This is a genomic window from Nostoc sp. 'Lobaria pulmonaria (5183) cyanobiont' (genome assembly GCF_002949795.1).
In the GTDB taxonomy this organism is placed as follows: domain Bacteria; phylum Cyanobacteriota; class Cyanobacteriia; order Cyanobacteriales; family Nostocaceae; genus Nostoc.
This window is the reverse complement of record NZ_CP026692.1, coordinates 633,639-647,975: the sequence shown is the minus strand read 5'-3', so window position 1 is coordinate 647,975 and position 14,337 is coordinate 633,639. Positions and strand designations below refer to the sequence as shown.

The window sequence follows — 14,337 nt, the reverse complement described above, 5'->3', positions numbered from 1 at the left end:
GTTTATCACTGATGCAAAGGCCTTATTGGCGATCGCATTTACACATCTATACAAGCCGCCAGTTGAAGTTATTACTCGCGCATAAAACAACCCCATCCCGCAAGCGAGATGAGGTTAGAAAGCTATCACTAAAACAGAATTTAGAAATAGCTTTGCTCGTCTACTTAAATTCTGAGAGTCACAAGCAAAACAGGCTTTATATCTGGCTTAGAGACTTAAGTTTTGTACCTCACTGAGTGAAATATTCCTATAAGTCTAGAAAGATTTAGGTTTCTGCAATAATTTCATCTATGCAAGCCTTCATTTTTTCGGATACAGTTCGTACATGGGGTTCTTTAAAAATGGAATTATGAATCCCAGAAACATCATAAATATCCACTCCTCCTAATGCCAATTTACCCCAACCCATTTTGGGATCAGCCTCCTGTTGTCCAACTACAAGATTATCTTCTGTTCGGAATACGGTTGCTCGACCTGAGTAAACTTGTAAAACATATTTTCTGAGCGCTTCTCTAGTGGCCTGTTCCACCATGAATTTCCGGTTGGAGTAAGGTAAGGGGCGTCCGAGAATCAGGTGAAAGTGAAAGACAATTCGCCAGAGGATCTCTTTGGTCTGATACTTAAGCAGCTCTGTATTTCCTTTTACCTGCTTAATAACATAGTTAGATGTAGTTGCGAAAAGACTCTTCCAATTACGAGAGGTTGGTTTTTGCAATGGCACAGATTCAATATTTCTTGAGCCGTAGGTATCAAATAAAACTAGCAAAGCTACTTTCTTACCTTGCCTGACCAATTGCCGAGCCATCTCGTAAACAATTATACCCCCGGAAGAGTATCCGCCAATCAAATAAGGCTCATGGGGCTGAATAGTCTGGATTTGTTGAATATAGTGCGCTGCCATGTCTTCAATCCGGGTATATGGAAGCTGTTTTCCATCTAACCCTTGTGGTTGTAGTCCATAAAATGGTTGATCTGATCCTAAATGCACTGCCAATTCACGGAAACGTAAAACTTCTCCACCAAAACCATGTACACAGAAGAAAGGAGGCTTAGAACCGTTGGGTTGAATAGATACTAAAGATGACCAAGGAATTGATGTTTCAGACTTGACATCAGCTATTGGTGTTGCTGCAATCCCAGGTTTTGAGCATATTTCTCGCTCAATAACATTAGCTAACTGCTCAATAGTTGGTGCTTGCAAAAGGATAGATAGAGCTAAATTTTTGTCTGCGATCTTTTCAATTTGAGAAAACAGACGTACTGCCAGCAGTGAATGTCCACCTAAATCAAAAAAGTTGTCTGTTATTCCAATCGGATGAACTCCTAAAACATTTTCCCAGATTTCTGTTAATTGAAGTTGTAGTGGATTTTCTGCTGTAGCAAATGTTGTTTCTATTTTAGAATTAGTTAAATTGGGCACAGGTAAAGCTTTGCGTTCAACTTTGCCATTAGCATTAAGTGGCAGAGAGTCTAGTATGACAAAGACCGCAGGCAACATATAATCGGGCAATTTTTGCTTGAGAAAGCTTTGCATTTCATCGCTAACAATAGTTTCACCTAACTGAGGAACAAGATAAGCAACTATCAATTTATTGCCAGGAACATCTTCTCTGACAACAGCGACATTTTTCTGTACTCCTGGGTGTTGACCGAGCATCGCCTCAATTTCTCCCAACTCAATGCGGAAGCCGCGAATCTTTACTTGATGGTCTAAACGTCCGATAAACTCAATATTGCCATCTGGTAAATAACGAGCTAAATCGCCAGTTTTATATAGACGATCCGATTCAAATTGTGAATTTTTAAAAGGGTTATAAATAAACTTTTCGGTGGTTAATTCTGGTCGTTTGAGATAACCCCTAGCCAAACCATCACCGCCAATATATAACTCACCTGGTATACCAATCGGGACAGGCTGCAAATTGCTATCCAGTATGTAAGTTTGTGTATTGGAAATAGGTCGGCCAATGGGAATAGAACCATTAATTTTAATATTGCTGTCTAAAGAATAGTAACAAGTAAAAGTTGTATTTTCCGTTGGCCCATAGCCATTAATCAGGTGACAATCTCCGCCTGCTTGCAAAAGTTTTTGGATGTGAGGGACAGATAAAACATCTCCACCAGCTAAAAGTTGTCGAACTTGTTTTAAGTCTTCAACATACTCATCTACCATTAAGTTGAAAAGACCAGCAGTTAACCACAGTATCGTTACACGATAATATTTCAGAGCTTCTGTTAGTTCTGATAGCGATAGTGCGTGAGGTGGCATGAGCACTAACTTTGCGCCGTTGAGCAAACATCCCCAAATTTCAAAAGTGGAAGCATCAAAGGATATGGGCGCTAACTGTAAAAACACATTTTCTGCACCCAAACTAATGTAATTGGTGTCTTTAACTAAGCGCACGACACCCCGATGTATGACGGTAACACCTTTGGGGATGCCTGTAGAACCAGATGTGTAGATTACATAAGCCAAGTTTTCAGGGGTAGTTTGGCTAACTGTATTCTCCTGACTATGTTGAGCAATCGCTTCAGCATCACTATCCAAATAAACCACCTTTGCTCCCCACACAGGTAATTTTTCGAGCAGATGTTGTTGAGTGAGCAAGATTTCCACTTGAGCATCTTTTAACATCAAGCTAAGGCGCTCTTGGGGGTACATGGGATCTAAAGGAACATAAGCTCCACCTGCCTTGAGAATACCCAGTAACCCGATTACCATTTGGAGCGATCGCTCTGCACACAATCCCACCATTACTTCTGGCCCTACACCCAGGCTTTGCAAGTGGTGTGCTAGCTGATTGGCTTGTTTATTTAACTGTTGGTATGTTAGTTCTTGTCCTGCAAATACGAGTGCTACAGCATTGGGTGTACTTTCGACTTGTGACTCAAACAGTTGATGAATGCAAGCCTGCCGGGGATAGTCAGTTTGAGTATTGTTCCACTCTACAAGTAACTGCTGCCGTTCGGCTGGCGTTAATAACGGTAACTCTGAGATGCGTTGCTCTGGGTTAGCAAGAATACCTGCAAGCATTGTTTGGAAATGTCCAAGCATCCGCGCGATCGTGGCTTCATCGAATAAGTCAGTATTGTATTCAAAAGAGGCTCTCAATCCTTTGCCTGTATCACGTATCATCAGAGTTAAATCAAATTTTGCCGTACTGGTGTGAGTGTATCCAAAGATGGAGGCAATTTTCAAACCTGCTACTTCTCGTGCCCCCTTTGTCCAAGGAGGATTCATGGCGAACATTACTTGAAATAGTGGTGAATGACTGCGATCGCGTTCTGGATTAAGTTCTTCCACCAGTTTTTCAAAAGGTAAATCTTGGTGATCGTAAGCACCTAAAGCTACCTGACGCACTTGATCGAGTATTTCCCGAAAACTGGGATTGCCGGAAAGGTCAGTCCGCATGACCAAAGTATTGACAAATAAACCCATCAATCCTTCGGTTTCTATCTGGTTGCGACCGGCAATTGGGGAGCCAACAAGAATATCCTCTTGTCCTGTATAGCGATGGAGCAATACCTTGAAGGCTGCTAATAAAGTCATGAACAGTGTTACCCCTGACTGCTGACTCAAAGCCTTGAGGGCATCAGTTAACGTCTGCGGTAGCATCTGGCGACAGATATCGCCTGAATAAGTTTGGACAGGTGGTCGTGGGCGATCGCTGGGTAGCTCTAGTATGGGTAGGTTGCCACTTAGCTGCTGCTTCCAATAATCAAGCTGAGATTTTAGGACTGCATCTTGTAACCACTGACGCTGCCAGTGAACGTAGTCAGTATACTGGATAGGTAATTCCAGTAGTGGGGAGGGTTTGCCAGCAGCAAAGGCTTCATAAAGTGTTGTGAGTTCCTGAAAGAAAACCTCTGAAGACCAACCATCTGCAATAATATGATGCAGGTTCAGGAGCAGCATATTCTCCTGTTCAGTTAGGCGTAGCAGTTTAAAGCGAAATGGCCCTTGCAAAAGATCGAAAGGTTGTTGAGCTTCCTGAGCAGCCAGTCTTTTTTCTTCAATTTCTCGCTGTTCTAGAGGCAACTGACTCAAATCGACAAGCGGCAGATTCAGGGTTATATCTGGAGATATGACTTGACTGGGTTGCCCATCTATAGATGTAAAGGTAACTCGTAGGATTTCGTGACGGCGGACAATTTCAACTAGACATTGCTCCAGTAGTACCACATTCAGTGAACCTGTGAGGCGATAGGCTAGAGGTATATTGTAGACATTACCAGGATGAAATTGCTCTAAAATCCATAAGCGTTGTTGAGCAAAAGAAAGAGGGAGTTTGCCATCTCTGATGTTAGGTAATATATGAGGAAGATTGTTACTACCAACATTAGCCTGGAGGAGAAATTCTAAGATTTCGGCTTTCCGTTCTCGCATCTGCTCCAGTAAATCTGGTGTCAGGCTCTCCTTAGCAGCGCGATAGCGCAGGCTACCGTCTTCGATCCATAATTTCACATCTAGATGACGTAGTTCTGATAAAAACTCATGAATGGTTTTCATAGTTGTCCCTCTTCGTAGTCGCCGCTCATTTCAGTCGGAGAAGCTTGATAATTTTGCGCTGCCCATTGCAGTGTTTCAACTCGTTCAGCTAAGTCAGCTACAGTTGATACTTCAAATAAGTTGAGTAAAGGTATTTCTACTTGAAAGGTTTGACGCAACCGGGAAGTGACTTGAATTGCCAGTACTGAATGTCCCCCTAGCTCAAAGAAGTTGTCATGAATGCCGATATTTTTTAAGTTGAGGACTTGTGCCCAAATGCCAGCAATCTGCTGTTCAACCAAGGTGCAAGGTGCAACATAACCTTCCGTCAGTTCTGGACGAGCAAAATCGGGTATTGGTAGAGCCTTTCGATCTACTTTGCCATTAGGAGTAAGGGGCATCGCATCCAGTGTCACAAAGGTAGTGGGTACCATATAGTTTGGTAACTTTTCCTTCAAGAACTGGCGTAATTGTGGGATTAGCTGATTATTTCCTGTCTGCTTCTGTATGGGGCTATTGGCATAAGCATCACTTAAAGTCTGGTTTTGTAAAGATTCTGATTCAGACAGTAAGTCCGACCTTTGATTCCAGGCTTGAGTGTGTTGAGTACTGCTAGCAGACTTTGCTGAAGACTCAACTTCCGATGGTGGTTTTGGAACTAGATAACCGACTAAAATTTTCTCATCGGGGATATCTTCTCGCACAACAACGACAGCTTCTTTCACAATAGGATGTTGAGCCATCACCATTTCAATCTCACCCAATTCAATCCGAAAACCGCGAATTTTAAATTGATTGTCAATTCGTTGCAGATATTCAAGGTTGCCATCGGTGCGATAACGAACTAAATCACCTGTTCTATAGAGTCGAGTATGAGGTACTTGGCTGAATGGGTTGGAGATAAACCTTTCTGTAGTTAGCTCAGGTCTATTCAAATAACCCAACGCTACACCTGCACCGCCGATATAAAGTTCACCAGGAACTCCTACAGCCACAGGCTGCTGATAAGCATCTAATAGATAAATTTCAGTATTGGCAATGGGCTGACCAATCAGAGGCATTCCGTCTGCTTTAATTTGATAGCAGGTAGACCAGATTGTTGTTTCAGTTGGCCCGTACATATTCCAAACACTGTGGGCACGATTCACCAGTTCCTTAGCTAAAGTAGGTGGTAATGCTTCCCCACCGCACAGAATCTTGAGTTGTTTGGAACCTTGCCAGCCAGCTGCCAGCAGCAATCGCCAGGTTGCAGGAGTGGCCTGCATGACTGTTGTTCCTGAATGGTTGAGAGTTTTGAGCAGTTTCTCACCATCCGTAGCCACCTCACGGCTGACTATCAGAGTAGTTGCCCCCACGATTAACGGCAAGAAGATTTCCAGAACGGCAATATCAAAGGAGAGAGTGGTGACAGATAGCAGAATATCTTGCTGCGTCAAACCTGGTTGCTCACGCATACTTCCTAGGAGGTTGACAACATTTTGGTGAGAAACTTTTACTCCCTTAGGTGTTCCTGTGGAGCCGGAAGTGTAAATGACGTAGGCTAGATTCTCAGTATTTGCTAGGTAAGCAGGTTTGTGAGTTGGATAATGGGTAATTTTTTCTTTATCTGTGTCCAAACAAACTACTTCTACCTGATTTGGTAACAAATCAAGTAGGTTGGCTTGGGTAAGTAACACGGATACTTGAGCATCATCAAGCATGAAGATCAAGCGTTCTTTGGGATAAGTGGGGTCTAAGGGGACATAAGCACCACCTCCCTTGAGTACAGCTAGTAGAGCGATCGCTATTTCTGTTGACCGTTCCAAAAAGATGCCAACTAGCACTCCAGGCTTGACTCCCAACGTTTGGAGATAATGAGCTAGCTGATTGGCACGCTCCTCAAGTTCCAGATAAGTCAGTTGTTGATTTTGAAACACAACAGCGATCGCATCTGGTGTTCGCTCCACTTGAGTTTCAAACAGCTGGTGAATGGATTTATCTTGAGGATAAGCTGTTTGAGTATTGTTCCATGCTGCTAATAACTGTTGCTCAGTTGTTGGCAAGATTGGCAATTTGGCAATAATTTGATTGGGGTTAGCAACTATACCTGCTAAGAGAGCCTCAAACTCTGCCATTCGGCGACGGATAGTATCAGCATCAAATAAATTGGTGTTGTACTGACATTCCAGAATAAGCTGACCACGTAATTCTGTAGCATTGATAAATAGTTCAAAATTCTCAAATTCGCGAGGATTGAAGAAACACTCTACCTCCAGCCCTGCAAATGGCAAACTGTTTCCGTCCAAGCCCTGCTCGATATTAAAGGTGATTGGTACTAAGGGAATACGACTAGAATCCCGTGGAAACACTAGTTTTTTGATTAGACTGCCAAAAGTAAATTGTTGGTGGTCATAAGCATCTAATACAGCCGAGCGCCGCGTTTGCAAGTAGTCAATAAAGGATTTTTCTCCATTGATGCGGCTACGCAGTGGTAATAAATTAACACAGTGTCCTACGAGATTATATTGACCTAAAGCAGCTTGTCCGGCGGCGAAAACACCTACAACCAAGTCGTTCTGTCCTGTCAGGCGGTGGAGCCACACCTCTAATCCTGACAAGATGGTAGTCATAAAGCTACAACCAAGTTTTGTTCCTAGTTGTTTGAGGTTGACAACTAGTTCGGGATTTAAATGCCAATCTTCACGGGCAGCATTAAAGGTTCTGAATAATGGACGTGGGCGATCGCTGGGGAAATCCAGCACAGGCAGAGAATCAGAGAATTGATCTAACCAATATTTTTCTGTGGCGATCGCTTCTGAACTTTGGGTTTCTTCTTCTTGCAACGTCGCATATTCACTGAAGCGATCTGGTTCTTCCAATTCAGGAACAATACCCTGTTGCAAGCCAGAATAGAGTTTACCCACATCTGGTAACAACACCGTCCATGACCAACCATCGCAAATAATGTGATGGGCAGTCAAAATTGCTAGATGTTCTTGCAGATGCAATTTGACAATTTTTGCCCGAAATAGAGGGCCGTGTTCTAAATCAAAGGGTTGTTTTACCTCTTGTTGCAAAATACTAGCTATTTTTGTTTCTTGCTCCTGTGACTCCAGTCTAGAAAGATCGATGATCGGGATTTCTATTCTCAGGGAAGCAACAATGCAGAGTGTATTGCCATCTGTGCTAAAGGTTGTCCGTAACGCTTCATGACGTTGGACTAACTCTTGCATAGCAGACTGGAGAGCTTTTACATCCAGATTTCCTTTTAGTCGCAGAGATTGGGATTGATTATAAGCACAATTGGCACCGTCTCCCATTTGTACAGAAGCCCAAATTTCTTTTTGAGATTCGGTTGCAGGGGCAGTCAATAATAACTCTCCATCTGAAAATGGATCGAAATCAACAGATGTTAATACAGATTGTGAATTAAAAGGTAATAAACTCATAAAAACACTTGATGTTATAGTTTTTTTTAATGGCTGAGAATTGGAGGTATTTAAACTGAATGCGACTAACGATAAAACAAATTACCTAGTTTTATTGTTGATTTTTCTAACTGTTCAGCTTTTTTTATTATTAAACATAACAATTTATTTTCTCTTGATATTTAGATAAGATTAGCAGTATTAATCTTTTGCGTAAAATTTGATTGTAAATTAACCAGATTAGTCGGTTAAAAACCTAATTTTTGGAGACAATTTACATATCAATTTGTTACTAAATATTTACTACCCACGCTTCAGTAAAAACTGGCAACTTGTAGATATTTGCCAGGTCGCTCAGTATCAGGAATATACCAAGCGGGGTTCCCTTGTGGATCTCGTCCTAATTTGGCATCAGGTTGCGGAGGACGATTGCGTAGGCTGTTATTGGTAACTTCTGCTGGTTCTGTGTCTACCGATGCTGATTCTTTGCTGGTTTGGGTTGGGGGAACAGATACAGCATTTTTTGGCTTGATACTATTATTTTGGGATGTCACCGCAGGTACAACTGGAATTGTTGATTGGCTGTTATTAGCTAATAGTGCTAATTGCTGGCTCATAATTTGTAGCTGCTGATTAATTACATTTTCTAGGAAACTAGATGCAGCTGGTTGGGGACAAATTTGAGGTGCAGATCCATTTGTATGAACTTCATGGACTACCAAAGTGGGTGATGTGGTTACAGGTGCTATGGGGTCTGTAACGGTTTCTGTTAATCCTAGTGCGGATAAAGCTTCGGGAGACAAAGCTTGATTGATTAAATCAGCTAGCGTTCCTAAATTCGGGCAAATTTCTAGTAACTGCCTAAGTGTTACCTTGACTTGAAATTTTTTCTTCAAAGCTAACCCGACTCGCATCAGAGATAAGGAATCTAATCCCATTTCTAAAAACGTTGTCGAGTCGTCAACACTAGCGATTTCCAATCCTGAAGTTTCTTCGATAGTTTCTTTGAGCAGGGGAATGAGTTTTTGCAGAGGAGATGTTGTCAGAGTTTTGGCCTTTTCTAATAACTGGGGATTTGAAAGTTTGGGAGTTAATGCACGATTGGGATGAGGTGGAGGATCGATCCAGAAGCGTTGGCGTTCAAAGGGATAGGTAGGTAGAGGAATTCGTTGTCGCGTTTCTCTTTGATAGAAGTTGCTCCAGTCAATAGATACTCCTGCTAGCCACAGTTGTCCTACTGCCTTGAGTAATGCCGTCCATTCGGCTTCATTCTCAGCGTTATCACTTAGAGAAGGAATCGCAATCTGTTGTTTAATATCTTTTGCTTGTTGCCGGGCTAAGGTCGTAGTTGTGATTCGCGGCCCCACCTCTAACAGCACTCGTTTTGGCTGCTGCCATAGGGTTTGTACGCCCTCAGCAAATCGCACAGTCTGGCGTAGATGTGTAGCCCAATACATCGGATCGGTTGCTTGCTGGGCTGTAATCCAATCGGCGGTAACTGTGGAAACAAAGGGAATTTGGGGAGGTGATAATTTAACTTTCCCAACTACCTCAGCAAAGGGGTGAATGATGCTATCCATCATGGGAGAGTGGAAAGCGTGGGAAGTGTGTAAATGGCGACAGATAACTTCTTCGCTTTCAAGTTGTTTTTGCAGAACTGCGATCGCCTCTGTGGGGCCAGAAACTACACACAAGGAAGGGCTATTAATTGCGGCGATCGCTAGTTCTGCACTCAATCGCGGCTCTAACTCTTTGGCTGGTAGGCGCACTGAAAGCATAGCCCCTGCTGGTAACTCCCACATTAAGCGACCGCGAGTTGCAACCAACATCAGTGCATCTTCTAAGGTAAGTACACCCGCAATACAGGCGGCGACAAATTCACCAATACTGTGGCCAATCATGGCTTGGGGTTTGACTCCCCAACTTTGCCACAGCTGCGCTAATGCGTATTCAATAACGAATAATGCTGGTTGGGTAAAGCAGGTTTGCCGCATAGAGATAGCCGCAGTTTCGCGATCGCTCGGTACAGGATAGATTATTTCTCGTAAATCCCTGCCCAGTAAAGGTTTAAGGATTTCAGCACATTCATCTACTACCTCCTGAAACACAGTTTCGTGGTTGTAAAGATTCAGTCCCATGTTCACATATTGCGATCCTTGTCCGGGGAACATGAAGACAACGGCTGGATTGCGGACTTCTGTATGACGGGTATTTACTTGATTTGGATCTAAAGATTGCAGGGCTGCGATCGCATCTGTGATATCGTGACAAACTACACTGCTTCGGTAGTTGAAGGCTTTGCGCCCTCGCTGTAAAGTATAAGCTACATCAGCTAAGTTAATTTCGGCATTGTACTGTAAATATTGCCGTAAATTCGCTGTTGCAGCCTCTAAAGCTTTACTAGTTTTTGCCGAGAGTAACAATAGCTGCTGTGGACGCGAAGATCCTGAACTTTGGATTTGTGGCGCTTCTTCTAGCACTATATGAGCATTAGTACCGCCGACACCAAAAGAACTCACACCAGCTCGCCGTAAAGTTTCACCCTCCGACCATTGGGCTAGTTTGGTATTTACATAGAAGGGGCTGTTGGTAAAGTCAATTTTGGGGTTGGGAGCCTCAAAATTTAAACTAGGTGGAATCTTTTTATAATGCAGAGCCAGAGCGGTTTTGATTAATCCTGCTACCCCAGCAGCCGCAACTAAATGTCCGACATTGCTTTTAAGAGAGCCGATTGCACAAAATTGTTTAGCATCTGTATGTACGCGAAATGCTTGCGTCAGCGCTTCAATTTCAATCGGGTCGCCTAAAGGTGTAGCTGTACCATGAGCTTCAATATAAGAGATGGTTTCTGGGTGAAAGTTGGCATAAGCTTGCGCCATTGCAATCGCCTCTGCTTGTCCGTCTACACTGGGAGCCGTAAAACTTACCTTATTAGCACCGTCATTATTGATACCACAACCCCGAATTACTGCATAGATGCGATCGCGATCATTGAGTGCATCTTCTAAACGCTTGAGGACAACTACTCCTGCGCCATTGTTGAACATTGTGCCTTGAGCGCCGGCATCAAAGGGACGACAATGCCCATCACCAGACAACATACTGTCTTCTTGAGCCACATAACCACTGTTTTGAGGTGTAGTCATAGATACACCACCTGCCATAGCCAGATCACACTGATAGCTGGTTAAGGCTTGGCAAGCCTGAATGACTGCTACCAAAGAAGTGGAACAGGCTGTATTGACACTGATAGCCGGGCCTTTGAGGTTGAGCTTGTAAGCAGCACGGGTCGTCAAAAAGTCTTTTTCATTTGCTAACATCGTCTGGAACTCACCGATGCGATCGACAATTTCCATACGTCCAGAAATGTGGTTAGCAAAATAAGTATTTTGACCGCAACCAGCGTACAAACCAATCAAACCCTCAAAAGACTCTGATTCATAACCAGCATTTTCTAGGGCTTCATAAACCAACTCTAGAAAGACTCTAGCCTGTGGGTCCATAACTACAGCTTCCAGGGGATTAATGCCAAAGAATGCAGCATCAAAGGTTTCTCCCCCAGAAATGATTCCTTTAGCTTTTACGTAGCTAGGATCTTTGTAAAGGTTCGGATCAATACTGGGATCTAGTTCCTCATCTTCAAAAAAAGTCGTTGACTCTAATCCCTCACACAGATTGTGCCACAACTCATCGACATTTCCAGCGCCAGGAAATCTTCCTACCATGCCAATAATGGCAACACCATCAATAGGATCTTGGTTCTCGGATGCTTGCATATTTACCATTGCTTAAACACCTTGTTGATGATTACGGCGACGAGTACGAGCGGCTTGTTGGCGTTGGGCGCGATTTTGCAGCTTGTCAGAAGACGGCTGGCTATTCTGGTTTGAATGCAAATAGTTTGCTAATGAGCTAATCGTTGAATACTGAAATAGCTTCACGGTAGGTAGCTCAATACCAAGTTCCTGTTGTACTCGTACAGCAACTTGCAGAATTGAGATTGAAGTTCCTCCCAAATCAAAGAAATTATCATCAATCCCAACGCGATCTATTTTGAGCAGTTCGGATAAAATACCTGCAAGCAGTCGCTCTAAATCGCTTTGGGGAGCAATGTACGCTTGTTCAAGTTGCGGACGTTCTCTACTTGGTGCTGGCAATTTCTGTCTATTTACTTTGCCATTTACAGTCAAAGGCATTGATTCTAATAACACAAAAGCTGATGGCACCATGTAATCAGGTAGTCGCTGCTCTAAGAAGCTACGCAATTGATTGGATATGTAACTACTGTTCTGATCAGGAACAAGATAAGCAACTAACTGCTTTTCGCCTGTTTCTTCTTGCCGAGCTAGAACGACAATTTCGCGAACTTCAGGATGTTGAGCAATTTCTCTTTCAATTTCTCCTAGTTCAATTCGGAAGCCACGAATCTTCACCTGATGGTCAATGCGACCGAGATATTCTAAGTCTCCATTGGGTAAATATCTTGCTAAATCACCCGTTTTATAAAGCTGCGCCTTCGGATCGTTACTCAAGGGGTTAGCAATAAAAGCTTTCGCAGTCAAATCGGGCCGATTAAGATAGCCACGAGCTAAACCTGCACCTCCTACATAGATTTCACCAGGGACACCAACGCTAACTAACTGTCTATGCTCATCTAGTAAATACAATTGCAAGTCAGGAATTGGACAACCAATCACACTACCTGCTCCTGGTCTCAAATCATCTTCTGTGATTGGACGATAGGTAACATGAACGGTAGTTTCTGTAATACCGTACATATTCACCAACCTTGGAGACTCATACCCATAACGAGTAAACCAAGGCTTTAAACTTTGAATTTCTAATGCTTCCCCACCAAAGATTACCCAACGCAGAGCTAAGTTTCCAGAATCAGCAATTGTCTGCTCTGTGTGGATTAATTGTTGGAAAGCTGAAGGAGTTTGATTGAGAACTGTAACTTTTTCTTTGCAAAGTAATTTATAGAAGGCTTCGGGAGAACGGCTAACTAAATATGGCACTATAACTAACCGTCCGCCGTAAATTAATGCACCCCAAATTTCCCACACAGAAAAGTCAAAGGCAAAGGAGTGAAACAGCGTCCATACATCATCTTGGTTAAAGTGATACCAATGTTCGGTAGCTTTAAATAAGCGCACAACATTGAAGTGATTAATTAATACACCTTTGGGCTTACCTGTAGAACCAGAAGTATAAATTATGTAAGCCAGATTTTCAGATGTTACTGAACTCGTGGGGTTTTCTGAACTGTATTGAGATAGGATTTCTCTGTCAGAATCAAGGCATAAAATTTGAGTATAGTTTTGAGGAAGATTATTTAATAAGTGCTTTTGCGTTAACAATACTGAAACTTGAGCATCTTCTAAGATAAAAGCTAGGCGCTCAACTGGATAATTTGGGTCAAGTGGTGCATAGGCTCCACCCGCCTTGAGAATACCCAACAATCCCACTATCATTTCTAAGGAGCGTTCTACACAGATGCCAACGAGGATATCAGGCCCTACACCTAAATTTTGTAAGTATTGTGCTAGTTGATTGGCTTTGATATTCAACTCACGGTAGGTTAACTGTTGGTCTTCAAACACGACCGCTACAGTCTCAGGTGTAAGCTCTACTTGTGCTTCAAACAACTGATGAATACACGCTTGCTGAGTATAATTATACTCAATTAGTAGGTCTTTTTCGGATTCTTTCAAGATAGGTAATGTTAAAGTATCAGGTTCTAAGTTATTTTCTGATAATGAATTTTGGCACTCATCTACCAATAATTTATTTTTATTTTGAGCCAATGAATTAGTTATTGATTTCATATTTAATTTCCGCAAAAAATATATTATTTTACAAAATGTGCGGTTTTTAAATGTTGCTGCATTTCTTATTCAAGCGATTTATGGGTTAACGATGCAGTTAATGTAACTACTAAAATATATAAAACCAGAAGGATTACTGACTGAGAAATATTAAAGTTTATTCAAAAATTTACATTAAAGACACTTTTGTATATTAACGATATAGATTTTTCGGTAAACCAGTGAACTATATAAATTGAGTACGATATTGTTCTGAGATAAATGAGTAACGAATAATTGGGTGTAAGTGAGATAATATTGTTATTTTTATTATTTATAAAATTAAAGTTGATAATATCAGAATATCCTGATAATCATCATACATAAGAATTAACACCTATAAGAATAAACTTACAGTAAAGTGAAGATTTAGATATTTCCGATAATTACTATTTAAAATTCTCAGCATAAACATAACTTAAAATAAAACCGCTCAAAATAAAAAACAAGTCAACACATAAATATCCATTAATTAAAAAAATTACTATACGAAGTTATACTCTTAGCTAAATTAGGTATGAGATAATCAACATAATGATGTATGAAAATTAATATAGCTGTAAGACCACGCAAG

Annotated in this window: 4 protein-coding genes; all 4 read right to left on the bottom strand. The window is 41.9% G+C overall.

Going from position 1 to position 14,337, the window contains the following annotated elements:
- Nucleotides 1-265: 265 nt before the first annotated feature.
- The 4 genes from NLP_RS02665 to NLP_RS02650 all read right to left on the bottom strand — a co-directional run bounded on the left by NLP_RS02665 (nt 266) and on the right by NLP_RS02650 (nt 13,724).
- A complete protein-coding gene (locus tag NLP_RS02665) occupies nt 266-4,510 on the bottom strand; it encodes a non-ribosomal peptide synthetase (RefSeq protein ID WP_104905030.1) in 4,245 nt (1,414 codons plus the stop codon).
- Nucleotides 4,507-7,917 carry a non-ribosomal peptide synthetase gene (locus NLP_RS02660; RefSeq protein WP_104905029.1) on the bottom strand — a complete coding sequence of 1,137 codons (3,411 nt, stop codon included), beginning with the start codon at nt 7,915-7,917 and terminating at the stop codon, nt 4,507-4,509. Before NLP_RS02660 ends, NLP_RS02665 begins: the two co-directional genes overlap by 4 nt.
- A 293-nt stretch (nt 7,918-8,210) precedes the next feature.
- On the bottom strand, nt 8,211-11,681 hold the full coding sequence (locus tag NLP_RS02655; protein ID WP_234017179.1) for a type I polyketide synthase: 3,471 nt from the start codon (nt 11,679-11,681) through the stop codon (nt 8,211-8,213).
- Nucleotides 11,682-11,684: 3 nt separating this feature from the next.
- Nucleotides 11,685-13,724: a non-ribosomal peptide synthetase gene (locus NLP_RS02650; RefSeq protein WP_104905028.1), complete on the bottom strand. Its 2,040-nt coding sequence runs from the start codon at nt 13,722-13,724 to the stop codon at nt 11,685-11,687.
- Between the last annotated feature and the right edge of the window lie 613 nt (nt 13,725-14,337).

Coding starts and splice junctions, on each gene's coding strand:
- NLP_RS02665 (WP_104905030.1), bottom strand. CDS start 4,510: ATGAAAACCATTCATGAGTTTTTATCAGAACTACGTCATCTAGATGTG.
- NLP_RS02660 (WP_104905029.1), bottom strand. CDS start 7,917: ATGAGTTTATTACCTTTTAATTCACAATCTGTATTAACATCTGTTGAT.
- NLP_RS02655 (WP_234017179.1), bottom strand. CDS start 11,681: ATGGTAAATATGCAAGCATCCGAGAACCAAGATCCTATTGATGGTGTT.
- NLP_RS02650 (WP_104905028.1), bottom strand. CDS start 13,724: ATGAAATCAATAACTAATTCATTGGCTCAAAATAAAAATAAATTATTG.